The organism is Brenneria nigrifluens DSM 30175 = ATCC 13028 (assembly GCF_005484965.1).
Classification (GTDB): domain Bacteria; phylum Pseudomonadota; class Gammaproteobacteria; order Enterobacterales; family Enterobacteriaceae; genus Brenneria; species Brenneria nigrifluens.
This window is the reverse complement of sequence record NZ_CP034036.1, coordinates 3193843-3209321: the sequence shown is the minus strand read 5'-3', so window position 1 is coordinate 3209321 and position 15479 is coordinate 3193843. Positions and strand designations below refer to the sequence as shown.

At 60.7% G+C, this 15479-nt stretch carries 13 protein-coding genes and 1 pseudogene; 8 read left to right on the top strand and 6 right to left on the bottom strand.

Going from position 1 to position 15479, the window contains the following annotated elements; all coding sequences use genetic code 11:
- Positions 1-70: 70 nt before the first annotated feature.
- The 6 genes and pseudogenes from EH206_RS14940 to EH206_RS14915 form a co-directional block, all read right to left on the bottom strand.
- A complete protein-coding gene (locus EH206_RS14940; RefSeq protein ID WP_009113660.1) occupies positions 71-1471 on the bottom strand; it encodes an amidase in 1401 nt (466 codons plus the stop codon).
- Positions 1472-1747: 276 nt separating this feature from the next.
- A complete protein-coding gene (locus EH206_RS14935; RefSeq protein ID WP_009113659.1) occupies positions 1748-2425 on the bottom strand; it encodes an energy-coupling factor ABC transporter permease in 678 nt (225 codons plus the stop codon).
- A gap of 125 nt (positions 2426-2550) precedes the next feature.
- On the bottom strand, positions 2551-2982 hold the full coding sequence (locus EH206_RS14930) for a nitrile hydratase accessory protein (protein WP_009113658.1): 432 nt from the start codon (positions 2980-2982) through the stop codon (positions 2551-2553).
- 2 nt (positions 2983-2984) lie between these two features.
- Positions 2985-3643: pseudogene (nthB, locus tag EH206_RS14925) on the bottom strand (nitrile hydratase subunit beta).
- A 21-nt stretch (positions 3644-3664) separates the two neighbouring features.
- Positions 3665-4276, bottom strand: a complete 612-nt coding sequence (gene nthA / locus EH206_RS14920) for a nitrile hydratase subunit alpha (RefSeq protein ID WP_009113657.1) — start codon at positions 4274-4276, stop codon at positions 3665-3667.
- 290 nt (positions 4277-4566) lie between these two features.
- A complete protein-coding gene (locus EH206_RS14915) occupies positions 4567-5514 on the bottom strand; it encodes a helix-turn-helix domain-containing protein (RefSeq protein ID WP_009113656.1) in 948 nt (315 codons plus the stop codon).
- A 564-nt stretch (positions 5515-6078) separates the two neighbouring features.
- Here EH206_RS14915 and nhaA point away from each other — a divergent pair.
- From nhaA to EH206_RS14875, 8 genes are all read left to right on the top strand, one after another.
- The gene (nhaA, locus tag EH206_RS14910) at positions 6079-7440 is read left to right on the top strand and encodes a Na+/H+ antiporter NhaA (RefSeq protein ID WP_009113655.1); all 1362 of its coding nucleotides are present in this window, start codon (positions 6079-6081) and stop codon (positions 7438-7440) included.
- 58 nt (positions 7441-7498) lie between these two features.
- Complete coding sequence (locus tag EH206_RS14905; protein ID WP_009113654.1) at positions 7499-8551, top strand: serine hydrolase domain-containing protein; 1053 nt, start codon at positions 7499-7501, stop codon at positions 8549-8551.
- 136 nt (positions 8552-8687) lie between these two features.
- Entirely contained in the window at positions 8688-9905 is a 1218-nt protein-coding gene (locus EH206_RS14900) for a M20 family metallopeptidase (protein WP_009113653.1), read from the top strand.
- Between the two features lie 65 nt (positions 9906-9970).
- Entirely contained in the window at positions 9971-11536 is a 1566-nt protein-coding gene (locus tag EH206_RS14895; protein WP_009113652.1) for an ABC transporter substrate-binding protein, read from the top strand.
- A gap of 9 nt (positions 11537-11545) precedes the next feature.
- Complete coding sequence (locus tag EH206_RS14890) at positions 11546-12505, top strand: ABC transporter permease (RefSeq protein ID WP_232216510.1); 960 nt, start codon at positions 11546-11548, stop codon at positions 12503-12505.
- Positions 12502-13365 carry an ABC transporter permease gene (locus tag EH206_RS14885; protein WP_009113650.1) on the top strand — a complete coding sequence of 288 codons (864 nt, stop codon included), beginning with the start codon at positions 12502-12504 and terminating at the stop codon, positions 13363-13365. The genes EH206_RS14890 and EH206_RS14885 overlap by 4 nt, the downstream gene beginning before the upstream one ends.
- A complete protein-coding gene (locus EH206_RS14880) occupies positions 13362-14366 on the top strand; it encodes an ABC transporter ATP-binding protein (RefSeq protein WP_009113649.1) in 1005 nt (334 codons plus the stop codon). The genes EH206_RS14885 and EH206_RS14880 overlap by 4 nt, the downstream gene beginning before the upstream one ends.
- Positions 14363-15304 (top strand): ATP-binding cassette domain-containing protein, encoded by a 942-nt coding sequence (locus EH206_RS14875; RefSeq protein ID WP_009113648.1) that lies wholly within the window; start codon positions 14363-14365, stop codon positions 15302-15304. Before EH206_RS14880 ends, EH206_RS14875 begins: the two co-directional genes overlap by 4 nt.
- The last annotated feature ends 175 nt before the right edge of the window (positions 15305-15479 follow it).

Genomic DNA, 15479 nt, shown 5'->3' with positions numbered 1-15479 from the left:
GTGGAGGCAACGTTTCAGATCTGGCGGGAAAGCCCCCCAACTGGCCGCGAGCGCCCGCCGGGCGGCGGATTTACAGGCCGGGATGGCGTTTATGCCAGTCCGTAACCCGTTGGTAGGCCCAGCCCGCCCGCGCCAGCAGCGCTTCGCCGAAATGCGGGGCGACGAACTGAAACGCCACCGGGGCATTTCCCGGCGTACGGCCGCCCGGCAGCGTTATGGTGGGGTGTCCGCTAAGATCGAAGGGGCTGGTGTAGCGCAGCATGCCGGAGAACAGCTCTGCGTCCTCGCCGAATTTGGACATCAGCTCAACGCTGGCGCCGGCTACCGCGGTGGCCGGCACCAACAGGAGATCGACATCCCGGAACAGGGCATTGACGCGGCCGCGGAAATCGGCTCGCGCCAGCCACAGTTTCTGGTACGTCGTGGCGCTGAGCTCGAGACCCAGATCGATGATGCTTGCCAGGCTGGGGCCATACTCATTGCGGCGGGACGGGAAGGTGGACTCATGCGCGACGGCGGTTTCAACCGCACACAGCGGCACCCAGTCCTGTAGCGCCTGTTCGGCATCCGGGAAGTTGATTTCCCTTACGCTGCCGCCCAGGGTATCGATAAGCCCGATAACGGACTGTAAAACCGCTTTGGTCGGGGCATCCACGCGATCGAGCGTCCAGGCGGGGTCAATCCCCACGCGCAGGCCTTCTATTCCCCGCGTCATCAACGTCAGATAGTCCGGCACCGGCTCCTGACTGGCGGTCGGATCGTTGATATCGGCCCCGGCGATCGCCGACAGCATGGCCGCGGCGTCGGCCGCACTGCGCGCCATTGGTCCAACGTGGTCCAGCGACGCCGCCAGTTCAAATACGCCGAAACGGCTGACGCGTCCCCAGGTGGGCTTGAGGCCGGTAATGCCATTGGCGGCGGAAGGGAAACGGATTGAACCGCCGGTATCGGTGCCGATGGCGCCGAAGCACAGGCCGGCCGCCGTCGCGACGCCTGAACCGCTGGAGGAGGCGCCAGACCAGAGCGACGCTCCCCATGGATTGATCGGCGGAGCGATATCCGGGTGATGGTCGGCAAAGGCGCCCTCGGTCTGTTTGAGTTTGCCCATTAACACCGCACCCGCTTCACGCAGGCGGCGGATGACGGTGGCATCCTCCGTGGGAATATAGTTCTGGTTAATCGGCATACCGTGCGTGGTGGCCACGCCCGCCGTCCACAGCAGATCTTTCACCGCTATGGGTACGCCGTGCAACGGCCCGCGGGATTTCCCCGCGGCGATTTCCCGATCGGCGGTTTGCGCATCGCGGATCGCCTGTTCTGACATAATCGTCAGATAGCTGCCCAATTTGCCGTCGACGTTGTCGATACGGTCGAGCATGTGCTGCGTCAGCTCTTCGGACGACAGCTCCCGGGATTGGATCAACCGACCCGCTTCAAGCAGGTCAAGATAGTGCAACGCTGGTTTTGCCATGAATAACTCCTTGCGCGGGGATAGTCCCCTGTGATTAACCATCATCGGTAAAAATTGCAGCGACACGACCAGGCTATGGCGGCGTCCTATAGGGAAAGATAAGACGACGGCTTTCCGGTCGCTTTGCCTGGAGGGACATTCGTTGTGCGAGGAAGGACAACGGCGACAGTCTCGACCATTCCCCGGAATGGCGTTTTGGCGGCTAGCCTGGTTTGGATGCGTGTTTTACATAGTGAAACCGCCGCGCATGGCGCGGCGGGTGATGGTGGGGGGCTTTTATGCCGTTTGATAGAGGCGTCGTTCGAGCAGCTTGCTGCCTTGCAGACGGCTGAAGGTTTTCGCTATAGCAAGCACGGCGAGATCCACCAGCGGTTCGACGATGATAACGGACATATAGGCGCCGCCGAAGGCGAGGATGCCTGACAGATTGGCGGCTGAAAAGCCCTGGCCGTAACAGGCCCAGAAAGCGACCCAGACTACAATGCCGGCCTGATAGGCGGTGGAGAGCGCCAACGCCTGGCGATAGCGCAGGGCGACATACGGCGTATCCGGCGTGATGATGCGGCGGGCGAGCGCCGACAAAGCGAACAGCGGAACCAGTAATGTCGTGACGTTCATTCCGTATTGCGGCAGGTCGAAAGGCGCAAACAGCAGTCCTTGAATCAGCAGGCCCAACGCCAGGCCAAACGCCGCCGGCGCGGCGCCGAATATCAGAAATAGCGTCGAGCCGAGAATGAAGTGTACCTCTGAGACGCCAATCGGGTAGTGCGGCATGACTTCAAAGAAGCAGAACACCAGGGCGGTGGTGGCGACAATACGCGCCAGCAGCGAGGTCGGTCCCCGTTCCCGCAGTTCCTGACCGGCCAGCCGCAAGGTATAGGCGCCTACGCCTGCCGCGGTGGCATAACTTAGCCACAGCTTTCCGGCTTCTACCAGTCCGGGTTCAATATGCATGTGATTTCTCCTGTGCCGTGTTCCGGCAAGATTAAGTTAGCGTGTTATGCCTGACGTCTGCGAAGGGAGCTCCGTATTCAGCGTCAAATAGTATTCAGTCTCAAACGACGGCGTCCAGCTAATGGTCAGTCTGCGAAGGCCGGGCTGATGGTCACCGGCGCACGAGTTGGCGCATGGTCGTGGGCGTGCGCTGGCGGACAATCCGCGTTGAGCAAGGTCACCGGCTGTCCGTGAGGCGTATTGAGATAGGCCTGTCGCCACGTTTCAGTCCTGTGGGCCACGTCCGCCGCGCCGGCCAGATCGAGAGAAGCGACCATTTTTTCCAACGCCGCCGTCCATTGGCGGTAGTAGGCCTCATTCACGCTTTCATCGGGTAACGCGGGCGACGCTTTGATCTCGTCGCTGAATATCTGTACCCAATCACTCCAGGCGAACAGACCGGATTGATGCAGATGCAGCGTGAGGGAAAAAACCTGCGCCTGCCAGGGATGCTCAAAGACCGGCCCTTCTTCATCGCGCGGCAGGCTAACGGTATCATAGTCAATGCGGGTCGTCATGTTCACGCCTCCTCCAGATAGCTATCCCAGAGATCGATATAAACCTTATCGTTCTGCGATACGTCGGCGCCCCATAGCGAGGCGGCTGTGAAGCTCACGCTATAGACGTGTTGCGGTTTTTCCCCCAACCCGTGAGCCATGGCGTCCGGCGTGGCAAAGACGCCATGATCGCACTCGATGGTTCCCACTTTGCCGCGCACGTAGCGAGGCAGCCTGATGTGCGTCGTCGGGTTGACGTTCTTTGCCCGGACCTGGTCGCCGGCTTTGAAACTGGCTTCGACCACCTGATCCACGCGGGCGGACGCGCCGGTTTTGACGACCAGCGGCACCATGTCTTTGGTTAATACCGGCATCAGCGGACTCCTTTGAGTTGGTTCAGGCTGTGTTCGAGTTCGGCGCGGGTGATCACGCCTTTTTCGGTCAGCAGGGTTTCAATGGCGTGCAGCCAGTGCTCGTAATAGCTGGCGAGCAGATAGTGCGCCGGCTCCATGCGCTCCATGGCGTGGCGGAACTCATCGACATTGAAGTGTCCTCCGCCGAAAGCGGCAATGAACAGCGCGAATATTCTGCGCTCCCATTCGTGGTGAAAATAGGGCTCGTCGGCTTCGGTTAACACAGGTCCGTGCCCATGCATCCCGCCGAGATCGTGTATTCCGTTCATTTGGTTTTTCTCCGCTTGTGGTTAGACGCCATCCGGGGTTTTGGCCAGTCCTGTGCCGATCATGGAATCCCGAGTGACGAGTTCGGCCAATTGCGCTTCACTCCAGCCATCGGTGCCCCGCGGACGTTCGGGCAGAACCAGATAGCGGAGTTCCGCGCTGCTGTCCCAGACGCGTACTTCTTTACTGGCGGGAACATTCAGACCGAACTCCGCCAGCACGCTGCGCGGATCGATAACGATACGGGAACGATAAGGCGCGGACTTATACCAAATGGGCGGCAGTCCGAGAGTCGGCCAGGGATAGCAGGAGCACAGGGTACAGACGGTGACGTTATGCACCGTCGGGGTGTTCTCGACCACCAGCATGTCTTCACCCTGTACGCCGGAAAATCCCAGTTCCGCAATCGCCGCGGTGCCGTCGGACAGTAAACGCGCCTTGTAATCCGGATCCGCCCACGCTTTAGCCACTACCTGGGCGCCGTTGCGGGGGCCAATCCGATTTTCATAGGTGTCGATCAACTCATCCAGAGCTGTGGGGTCGACTAATCCTTTTTCCGTCAACAGTGATTCGAGCGCTTTGACGCGCAGGGCGATAGCCGATGGCGGTTCAGTGTGTTCATGATCATGCGCCATGCCGCACCTCAAAAATATCTTCATGGGATAGAACTGAGCGGTTTGTGCCGAACAAACCGGGGATCTGACATGCTCGTGTCGTCATATTTCACTCCTTCCGGGACATCGTTGGTCTTAGGAAAACCATAGAGCCGCTACGTCGCCGCTGCTTTGCTGAACCGGACATCCGTTATGCCGGGATGGACAATCGCCGGGCGATTGTAACATCAGGATGTCGCGCAGACCGCCTGAAGACGGCTGCGCCGGTGGATCAGTTGCGAACCGGGCGGAGGTCGTTACGTTAGTGAGCATCAACGTGCTGAATGGGCGTGTGGGGCTTGTAACAACAGGCTTTGCGGCGTGTAGCCATAGGTGGCGCGAAAGACGCGGCTGAAATGCGAGAGGTCGGTAAATCCGCAGTTCAGCGCGGTGCGGGTGACGCTGTCGGCCATCCCTTCCGCCAACTCACGATGGCTGGCCTGAAGACGCGTCATGCGTACTACGTCCATCGGCGTCTGGTTGTGGCGGGCGAAGGCTCGCGTCACCGTCCGCTCGGAGACATGGTGGGCCAGCGCCAGGGAATGCAGATTCAGTTCGGTATCGGAAAAATTCTCGCGGATGTAGGAAAGCAGGCGCGTATAGAGATCGCGTTCCCCCGCCGAGCTGTGCTTGTCCGGATAGTCGTCGATGGTCAACGACAGAACATCCAGTATCGCGCTGCCGTAGCGTGCGGCGGTGTCCGGATCGGAGAAGTTGGTGAACGCCGCTTCTTCGATCATTGAACGTAAGGCCTGCGCGCCGGGGCGTTGCCGATCAATAATGCGTGCCGTCATCTGTTCGGCATGCGGACTACGGCTAAGCAATGAGCGGCGCGGCAGCCGCACCAGATAGATTTGTTCCGGCGCCAGCCTGAATTCAAAGGGACGTGCGGCGTCGTAGAGCGTGATATCGCCGCTGCGGAGATGTACCCGCCGTTCTCCCTGGCTGATGTAGGCATCGCCATGCTTCATATAGCCGAGCCACAGATCGTCGTCCGGACCGGTGCGGATGTGTTGCGAACTTCGCCGCCATTGGTGCCAGGGCGAAGTCATCATGCTGATGCTGACCGCGCCGACAAGGCTCACGTCCAGTTCACCGTCAAACGGCGCGCGATCCAGACATTCGCTGGCCGCTGGGATGCAGTGCTGACAGACAACCTCATTCCAGTATTCGAAACGCCGTGGCGCTTCAATGTCGTGGGTAGAATATTGGAATTTCATGACAGCGCTCCTGGCGACTATGAGACACGTAATCTGTGTCGGCTGAAGGTTTAAAGGGACACACCATACGTTCCGAACATGGGGATAGACATCACCGTCTACGGATTTCCGATGCAGGAACCGCTAAAGGGATAAGTAAGCAATATTCACGCCAATCGCATTTAGTGTTGTTGTGATGTTATGTTTTTGTTGCTGATTTCTGGAGGTATTCTTGCTATTCGCGCCAGGATGTTCGCCAGGAAAAAAGCGAATCCGCGGATTTTCGCTGAGGTCTTTACGCGCCACTTGGGAGCAGCGTTGTTCCGGATTGGTGCAAAGCTGGGCGATCCGTTGACAGGTCGGTACGTTTAACCGGTACTCATCCGGAGAGCTTAAGGAATAGAGCAGTATCTAAGGGCATTCGGGAATTGCTTAAAGGAGGACTGTGACCTGACCAGCGATAAGGCTGATCTTGTCCTTCTATGCCGGAGCATGATAGATTTTCAACCGGGTGTCGGCTGTATAGCGCAGTTAGGCAGGTTATGATTATGCGTCGGTCGGGCCGCCACGCGGAGTTTTTATATTATGAAGCGCGACTTTGCACCGCGTAAAATTCCGCCCGTCCGTCTTTTGGCCGAACGCGCTTTCGCCACATTAGAACGTTTTGCCCATATTGAATCCGTCAGCGGCATCATATTATTGGCCGCCGCGGCCATCGCCTTAATCTGGGCCAATTCCCCCTTCGCCGCCAGCTACCATCAGTTATGGCATACGCCGCTTTCCTTCGCCGTCGGATCGTTCGCCTTTTCCCAGTCCCTCCATTTCTGGATCAACGACGGGCTGATGACGATCTTCTTTCTGGTGGTCGGCATGGAAATCAGATATGAAATTCACGCCGGGGCGCTGAGCAATATCCGGCAGGCCGCGCTGCCTATCATTGCCGCTTTCGGCGGCGTGGCCGTCCCGGCGTTCATCTATATCCTGTTTAACCAGGATCCGGCGCGGCAACATGGCTGGGCGGTGCCCACCGCCACCGATATCGCCTTTGCCGTGGGCGTTCTCGCGCTGCTGGGACGCTCCATCCCCGGAAACATCCGGGTGTTTTTGCTGACGCTGGCGATCATCGACGACATTATCGCTATTGTGCTGATCGCCCTCTTTTATTCCGCGCAGCTCGACTATAGCGGGTTGGCGATTGCCGGCGCCGGCGTGCTGCTGGTCGCCGGTATGCAGTTAATCGGCATTCGCTCCGCTCCGCTCTATCTTATTCCGGGCGTCGTCATCTGGAGCGGCTTGTGGATGACGGGCATACATCCGACGATAGCGGGCGTGGTGCTGGGGCTTATTACGCCGGTGCTGCCCGCGCGCAGCCATCTGTCCGTGCGCGACAACATTTTACGCATCACCCATGAGTTGACGGACCCGGATAAACCGGCGGACAGTCTGTCGCGGCCTTTCAAACAGCTGCGCGTGGCCCGGCGCGAACTGCTTCCGCCGGTGATGAGCGTGCAGATGGCGCTTCACCCCTGGGTCGCCTTTTTCATTATGCCGCTGTTTGCGCTCGCCAACGCCGGGGTAAGCGTCGATGGCGTCAATCTCTCCGCCGAAGGCGCCCACTGGGTGATGATCGGCGTGATGGCGGGGCTGGTGCTGGGCAAACCTCTGGGCATTATCGCCGTAAGCTGGCTGACGGTACGGCTGGGATTATGCAAACTGCCTCCCGATGTGTCGTGGGGCGGGGTGGCGCTGATCGGGCTGCTGGGCGGGATCGGATTTACCATGTCGATTTTTATCGCCATGCTGGCGTTCTCCAGCGACAATCAACTGGGCGCCGCCAAACTGGGCGTGCTGTTGGGTTCGTTGACCGCGGCTATTCTGGGTCTTGCCTGGGGGAAAATCTATGCGGGACGGATGCGGATCGCCAGCGGCGAACCGATTGGTGGTTAGCCCATAATTAGGCATTCTGGGGCAATACACTATCGGCTCTGTTACAGAGGGGAAGCGGATGCGCAGGCATAGGCAACAGTGCCGCACTCGATTATGTTCCGACAGGATGCGCGGGGTTGCCGCGTCCGCTATCGCCCTGCTTTTTTTATCGCTCGGCGCCTATGCGGCGCAGCCGGCTGAGTCCGTCACCCGGCTTCTCGATGAGGCGGAGGCGATTACGCCCCTTGAAACGGTGATTATCGCCAGAGACGGCCAAATCCTGGCCGAGCGGGGCTACCGCGGACACACCACGACGGCGGTCACCAATATCAAATCAGCCTCGAAGTCGGTGATATCGGCGCTGGTCGGCATCGCTATCGACAAAGGCATTCTTGCGGGAACCGATCAAGCGGTGGCGCCGCTGCTTGCCGACGATCTTCCCGCCAATCCCGATCCCCGCATAAACCGCATAACCATCGGTCATCTGCTGTCCATGCAGGCCGGATTGGCGTCTACCTCGGGGGCGGGGTACGGAGCCTGGGCCAACAGCCGTAACTGGGTTCGCGCGGCGCTGGCCCGCCCCTTTGACGACGATCCCGGCGGACGGATGATTTATTCCACCGGTTCAACGCATTTGCTGTCGGCAATCCTTACCCGCCAAACCGGACGCACCACCTTGCAACTGGCGCGCGACTGGCTTGGGCCGCTGGACGGTTTCGCCATCGCCGGCTGGTCGCGCGATCCGCAGGGAATTTATCTGGGCGGCAACGAGATGGCGATGAGCCCGCGTTCGCTGCTGGCCTTTGGCGAGCTCTACCGCGCCGGGGGCGTTACGCCGGCAGGCAACCGATTAATATCGCCGGCGTGGATTACCGAGTCCTGGCGCTCACGCACGCAATCGCCTTATACCGGCGACGGTTATGGCTATGGCTGGTTCCAGACGCGCATCGCGGATGAAGCGGTGGAGTACGCCTGGGGCTATGGCGGCCAGATGCTCTATATCGTGCCCCGGCTGGCGCTGACCGTGGTCATGACCTCGGACGCCGGTTCGCCCGCGGCGCGCTCCGGTCATCGGGAGCGGCTGCACCGGCTGTTGGGCGATATAATCCGTGAATTGAAAAGCGTTGCCTGAGTGCGCGGCCCGCGGGCATAACGACGGCGACACGTTAATTAAAAAAAGCATATAGAAAGCAAAAATCGATGTTTTTATTTCCCACCCGCTCCGCGTTAACTATCAGCCACTGTTTTAACAATGTGGTGACAAAAACATGGGCGCGGCAAGACTATTATCGCAACTGGAAGAGAGCATCGAAAAACACAGCGAGGAGTATATTACCGTCTCCAGGGATATTCACGCCCATCCGGAAACCGGCAATAACGAATATTACGCCAATAAGCTGCTCACCACGCTGCTGGCGAAAAATCAGTTTCAGGTCACCTCCAACGTAGCGGGGCATGAAACCGCCTTTTATGCGCTAAAGGAGAGCGGTAAACCGGGGCCGACCATTGCCTTCCTGGCGGAATACGACGCGCTGATCGATATCGGCCACGCCTGCGGCCACAACATTATCGGGGTGACCAGCGTGGCGGCGGCGGTGGCCCTCGCCGAGGTTATCCAGGAGACCGGCGGACGCGTGGTGGTGCTGGGCACGCCGGCCGAAGAGGGCGGGCTGCGCGGCCAGGGCGGGCCGAACGGCAATGTGAAGGCGCGCTTCGTCGAGCACGGTTTTCTGCGGGACGTGGACGTCGCGCTGATGGTGCATCCGTCCGGCAAAACGCGGCTCACCGGCCCGTCGCTGGCCAACAATCATCTCTATTTCCATTTTTACGGCAGGCCGTCCCACGCCGGCAGCGCGCCGCATAAAGGCGTGAACGCGCTGGATGCGCTGGTGCTGCTGTATAACGGCATCAGCGTGCTGCGCCAGCAACTGCCCGACGGCGTGCGGGTGCACGGCATTATCACCAACGGCGGCCAGGCGCCGAACGTTATTCCGGAGTACGCCTCGGCCCATTACTACATTCGCGCCAAAACCCGAGAGGAAGTGATCGCGCTGGAACCGCGCATTCGCGCCATTGCCGAGGGCGTGGCGCTGGCGACCGGGGCGATGGTAAAGATCGAGCATCAGGTCGGGCCGCGTGATTTTAATATCAACCATCGGCTGAACGGGTTACTGCTGGAGGAGTTTACCGCGGTGGGGGAAAGCGTCGATCTGGCGGACAAACAGGGTATCGGCTCGACGGACGCCGGCGATATCAGCCACGCGGTGCCCACCGCACATCCCACCATCAAAATCGGCCCGGACGACCTGATCGGCCATACCGTGCCGTTCCGTGAAGCGGCCGACTCGCCGCTGGGCTACACGGCGCTGATCGCCGGGGCGAAAGTGCTGGCGCGCAGCGGGCTGCGCCTGTTGACGGACGCCCGGCTGTTGCAGGAAGTCAAAGACGAGTTCGCCGGCCGGCGCGGCGTAACGGACGCCGCCTGACCCCGGACATTAGCGCCTGCATCATTAGATAACGCCGATTACAACAATAAGGGAGTTTCCCGTCGATGAAATTGTTTACCTTTTCGCTCGCCGCGCTGTTGCTGGCGGCCAGTTTGCCCTGGGGATTCGCGCAGGCGGAAACCGCCGACCGCAACGCGACGCTGAATATTGCCTACGGCAAGCGGCCGGGCACCCTCGATCCCTACCTGACCACCAACAGCGCCACCACCGATGTGGTGCGCCATATCTTTGAACAATTGTTCACCATCAACGACAAGTTCGAACCGGTGCCGGAGCTGGTGAAAAGCTATACTCTCAGCGACGACCGCAAAACCTACACCTTTACCCTGCGCGAGGGGATCCGCTTTCACGACGGTCAACCGCTGACGGCGGATGATGTGGTGGCGTCGATGAACCGCTGGCTGGCGGTCTCCACCCAGGGGAAAGCCAATCTGCCCGGCGCGCAGTTCGCCAAAGTGGACGACGGCGCCGTGCGGCTGACGGTGCAGACGCCGTCGCTGATTACCCTGAACGTGCTCGCCGACTTGAAGAATCTCGCCGCCATCATGCCCAAACGGCTGATAGAGGAAGCCAACGCCGGCAAGAAACCGGTCAGCCGGCTTATCGGCACCGGCCCCTATAAGCTGGCGGAGTTTAAACAGGGCGAATACCTGCATCTCACCCGCTACGACGGCTATGTCTCGCGCAGTGAACCGGCCAACGGCCTGTCGGGGCAGAAAAAAGCGGACGTCAAGGATATCTGGTTCCGCTATATCACCGATGAGTCCACCCGCCTCGCCGGGGCGCTGACCGGCGAATACGACGTGATTTTCGACCTGCCGAAAGACAATATCGATGCGCTCAACAATGCGCGCGACGTGCGACTCTACCGGCCGGAGGCGGGCGGATCGCTGATTACCTATCTGTTTAACAAGAACCGCGGGCCGTTCGCCGACTTGAAACTGCGTCAGGCGTTCAATCTGGCGCTGGACGTGCATCAGGTGCTGCTGGCGGGTTACAGCGATGAGCGCTTTTTCAGGGAGGATTCCTCGCTGGGCTTTCCCGAACAGGTGGACTGGTACAGCGAGGCCGGCAAGCCGTACTGGAATCAGCATAAGCTGGACGAAGCGCGCCGGCTGGTGAAGGAGTCCGGCTACAACGGCGAAGAGGTGGTGATTATCGCCACTAAGGAGTACGCCGAGCTGTATAACCTGGCGATTGTGGCGCAGCAGGTGCTGAAGCAGATCGGGGTGAAATCCCGTCTTGACGTCTATGACTGGGCGACGGTGCTGCAACGCCGGCAGGATCCGAAGAATTTCGATCTTTGCGCGCTGGAGTTCTCGATGCGTCAGGTATTGCACCAGTATCCTTTCCTCGACTCGCGGGCCAAATTCCCCGGACTGAGCAACAGCCCGGAGCTTGACGCCACGCTGGACGCCATCAAACAGGCGCCGTCGCTGCAGGAAGCCAGACCGCTGGTGGATAAACTGCACGTCGAGACCTGGAACTATCTGCCGGTGATCGTGCTGGGACGCACCACCCCGGACGCGGTGGCGATCAAACATAATATTCACGGCTATTACGACCTGATCGGGCCGGTATTGTGGAATGTCAGCATCGCGGCGCGCTAAGCGGAGAAGATGATGGGCTGGTATATATTCCATCGGCTGCTGGCGCTGCTGCCGGTACTGTTCGTGGTCGCGGTGGTGGTGTTCTGCCTGGTACATCTGGCGCCGGGCGACCCGGTGCTGGTGATCCTGGGAAATGACGCCAACCCGGATGATATCGCCGCGCTGCGGCGGCAAATGGGGCTGGACAAACCGCTGCCGGTGCAGTTTTTTGCCTGGTTCGGCGCAGTGCTGCGCGGCGATCTCGGCCACTCGCTATTTATGAACGCCAGCGTGCTGTCGCTGTTTTTGCAACACCTGCAGCCCACGCTGGCGCTGGCCGTTTACGCGCAGGGCATTGCGCTGCTGCTCGGACTGGGCGGCGGCATTATCAGCGCCTGGCGCCACGACCGGCTGGCGGATCGGCTGATTATGGGGCTGGCGACGCTGGGGATGTCGATCCCCGGCTTTTTACTCGGCCTGTTTCTGATCTTCTTTTTCGCCGTGCAGTTGCGCTGGTTTCCGGTGGTGGGGTACAGCTCCACCCGCGGCGATACGCTGCTGAACCTGTGGTATTTAACCCTGCCGGCGCTGGCGCTGGGGTTTCGCATATCGGCGCTGATTGCGCGTATGACCCGCGCGGTGATGCTGGACGTGCTGCAGGAAAACTTTATTACCACCGCCCGCGCCAAAGGGGTGCCGGAAGCGCTGGTGCTGCTGCGCCACACGCTGAGAAACGGACTGCTGCCGGTGCTGACCATCTGCGGCGAATCGTTCGGCTCGCTGGTCACCGGCGCCATTGTGATTGAAAGCGTGTTCGGCATTCCGGGAGTGGGTTCGCTGGTGGTCGACTCCATCGAACGGCGCGATTTCACCGTGATCCAGGGCGCGGTGCTGCTGATCACCGTCAGCTATGTGCTGATCAATCTGGCGGTGGATATCTTCAGCTATCTGCTCGATCCCCGCCTTTCCGTCAGCGGTAAGTCGTCATGAAAAAATTACTGAGCCAGCCACAGCTGGCGGCGGGCGGCGCATTGCTGTTGATCATCGTGCTGTTCTCCCTGCTCGGCGCCCTGGCAAGCCCGTTCGATGCTTACTCCATCAGTCCGCTGAGCCGGCTAAAACCGCCCGACGCCACCCACTGGTTCGGCACCGATAACTTCGGCCGCGACCTGTTTGTCCGCGTGGCGCTGGCGGTGCGCATTTCGCTCTCCGTCGGCGTGGCGGTGGCGGTGACGGCGGGGATTATCGGGATGGCGATCGGGCTGCTGTGCGCCTGGTATCGCTGGCTGGATCTGATCCTGATGCGCATCTGCGACGGATTGTTCGCCTTTCCCTCGCTGCTGCTGGCGATCGCCATCGTCGGCATTCTGGGGCCGAACGTATCAAACGTGGTGCTGGCGCTGTCGCTGGTGTACGTTCCCTCGGTGGCGCGGGTGATCCGCTCCGCCGCGCTGGTGATCAAGGAAAAAAATTATATTGAAGCCTTGCGCGCCCAGGGGGCCACCGGCGCGCGCATTATCTGGCTGCACCTGTTGCCGAACGTCGTCTCCCCGCTGATCGTGCAGGTCAGTTGGATCTTCTCGGTGGCCATTCTCACCGAGGCGGCGCTGAGCTTTCTCGGCTCCGGCATTCCGGCGCCGATGCCCAGCCTGGGTAATCTGCTGCTGGAAGGGAAGAAGGTGATTTTCACCGCCTGGTGGATGACCTTTTTTCCCGGCGTCGCCATCGTGCTGCTGATTCTGGCGCTGAATATCGTCGGCGACGCGCTGCGCGACGGGTCCGATCGCGGGTTGAAGCCCCAGACGCGCCGTCTGTTTCGCCAGTTGAAAAACGAGGCCGCAGGGCGATGAGCGAGCTTGTACAGTCAGATACGCTGCTGACGGTGGATGGATTACAGGTGAAGTTCGCCACCGAACAAGGCGTGGTGTCGCCGGTGCGCGATGTGTCGTTTACGCTAAAGCGTCATGAAACCCTGGGCATTATCGGCGAGTCCGGCTGCGGCAAAAGCGTGACGGCGCAGGCGCTGATGGGACTATTGCCGCCGCGCTACAGTCGCGTAAGCGGAGCAATGACCTTTAACGGCCAGGTGCTGCGCAGCCTGACGCCCGCGGCGTTACAGCGCTGGCGCGGCAGCCGGCTGGCGATGATTTTTCAGGATCCGCTCTCCAGTCTCAACCCGGTGTTTAGCGTGGCGTTTCAAATTGAGGAGAGCCTGAGGCTGCACACCGCGCTGACCCGCAGGCAGCGCCGGGCGGAGGTGCTCTCGTTGCTGCATCAGGTGGGCATTGACGATGCCCGCCGCTGCGCGGCGGCCTATCCCCATGAAATTTCCGGCGGCATGCGCCAGCGGGTGATGATCGCCATGGCTATCGCCAGCCGTCCGGCGCTGCTGATCGCCGATGAGCCCACCACCGCGCTGGACGTCACCATTCAGGCGCAGATACTGGCGTTGCTGGAAAAGGTAAAGGCGGATAGCGGGATGGGGATCATCCTGATTAGCCACGATCTGTCGGTGGTGGCGCAACTGTGTCAGCGCGTACTGGTGATGTACCTTGGCGAGGTGGTGGAGGAAGCGGAGGTGGTCAGCCTGTTTGACGACCCGCTGCATCCCTATACCCGCGCGCTGCTGCAGGCCGTACCCCGGCTGGACGGCGCGCGCAAAACCGACCTGCCGGAGATCCGCGGCACGGTGCCGGCGCTGTCGGTTTTCATACCCGGCTGCGGTTTCGCCGATCGCTGCCCTTACGCCCAGGCCCGCTGTCGCGAACAGCCTCCCGTCCTGCGCGCCCTGGCGGATCCGACTCACCGGGTGCGCTGCTGGCGCGCCGAAGAGATAGGCGGTCTGCCATGAGCGCGCCGTTGCTGACCGTGCGTCACTTAAGCAAAACCTTCCAGAGCAAGGGCTGGCGCGGTAAGCGTTTTACCGCGGTACAGGACGTTAGCTTTTATATTATGCCGGGCGAGACCTACGCGCTGGTGGGGGAGTCGGGCAGCGGCAAAAGCACCACCGGGCGCAGCCTGCTGGGGCTGACCGCCGCGTCCGGCGGGGAAGTGCTGTTCGCCGGCCAATCGCTGTTGACGCTTAACGCCTGGCAGTGGCGCCAGGCGCGCAAAGATATTCAGATGATTTTCCAGGACCCGCTCTCCTCGCTCGATCCGCAGCGCAGCGTCGGTTACAGCATCGAAGAGCCGCTGATTATCCACGGCGTGCGCGACGCCCGTCGGCGCCGGCGGCAGGTGGAGGAAATATTGACGCGCGTCGGCTTCACCCCGGCGGATGCGCGGCGCTACCCGCACGAGTTTTCCGGCGGTCAGCGCCAGCGAATCGGCATCGCCCGCGCGCTAATCCTGGAGCCGAAGCTGATAATCTGCGATGAGCCGGTGTCGGCGCTGGATGTCTCCATCCAGTCGCAGATCCTCAATTTGCTGATGCGGCTGCAGCGCGAACAGGGGCTGGCGTACCTGTTTATCGCTCACGATCTCAGCGTGGTGCACCATATCGCCGACCGCGTCGGGGTGATGTCGCGCGGCGTGATTGTGGAAGAGGCCACCGTCCCGGAGCTGTTCGCCCATCCCCGGCATCCCTATACCCGCTATCTGCTTCAGGCCATCCCGCCGGCGCATCCACGGCTGAAAAATCAGACGCGGGAATCACAGACCGCCAGCCATGACCCGGGGTGCGACTTCCGCGACGGCGAGCGCTGTATCCGCCACCCGGAACAATATTACTGGTTAACGGATACCCATCGGGTGCGGTGCTGTTCGGCTGCGCCGGGAAGCGTTATTTAAAAAAACACCTTAGATAGCAGGAGATGGTTTTTACTGCGCGTAAAAAATCGCGCTGAGGTGTTTGTGGCCGCCGGGTGAGCGGCAGGGAAGCCGCGAAAGCCAGTGACGCGCAGCGGCGCGCTTTCCGGCGAATGCTCCCAGGTTATTGACGTAACTGAACTTTAATTATTTGATG

Bases quoted from the DNA above. Each gene is read 5' to 3' on its own strand.
- EH206_RS14900 (WP_009113653.1), top strand. From the start codon at position 8,688: ATGGGCGCGGCAAGACTATTATCGCAACTGGAAGAGAGCATCGAAAAA.
- EH206_RS14885 (WP_009113650.1), top strand. From the start codon at position 12,502: ATGAAAAAATTACTGAGCCAGCCACAGCTGGCGGCGGGCGGCGCATTG.
- EH206_RS14940 (WP_009113660.1), bottom strand. From the start codon at position 1,471: ATGGCAAAACCAGCGTTGCACTATCTTGACCTGCTTGAAGCGGGTCGG.
- EH206_RS14935 (WP_009113659.1), bottom strand. From the start codon at position 2,425: ATGCATATTGAACCCGGACTGGTAGAAGCCGGAAAGCTGTGGCTAAGT.
- EH206_RS14915 (WP_009113656.1), bottom strand. From the start codon at position 5,514: ATGAAATTCCAATATTCTACCCACGACATTGAAGCGCCACGGCGTTTC.
- nthA (WP_009113657.1), bottom strand. From the start codon at position 4,276: ATGGCGCATGATCATGAACACACTGAACCGCCATCGGCTATCGCCCTG.
- EH206_RS14905 (WP_009113654.1), top strand. From the start codon at position 7,499: ATGCGCAGGCATAGGCAACAGTGCCGCACTCGATTATGTTCCGACAGG.
- EH206_RS14875 (WP_009113648.1), top strand. From the start codon at position 14,363: ATGAGCGCGCCGTTGCTGACCGTGCGTCACTTAAGCAAAACCTTCCAG.
- EH206_RS14880 (WP_009113649.1), top strand. From the start codon at position 13,362: ATGAGCGAGCTTGTACAGTCAGATACGCTGCTGACGGTGGATGGATTA.
- nhaA (WP_009113655.1), top strand. From the start codon at position 6,079: ATGAAGCGCGACTTTGCACCGCGTAAAATTCCGCCCGTCCGTCTTTTG.
- EH206_RS14930 (WP_009113658.1), bottom strand. From the start codon at position 2,982: ATGACGACCCGCATTGACTATGATACCGTTAGCCTGCCGCGCGATGAA.
- EH206_RS14890 (WP_232216510.1), top strand. From the start codon at position 11,546: ATGATGGGCTGGTATATATTCCATCGGCTGCTGGCGCTGCTGCCGGTA.
- EH206_RS14895 (WP_009113652.1), top strand. From the start codon at position 9,971: ATGAAATTGTTTACCTTTTCGCTCGCCGCGCTGTTGCTGGCGGCCAGT.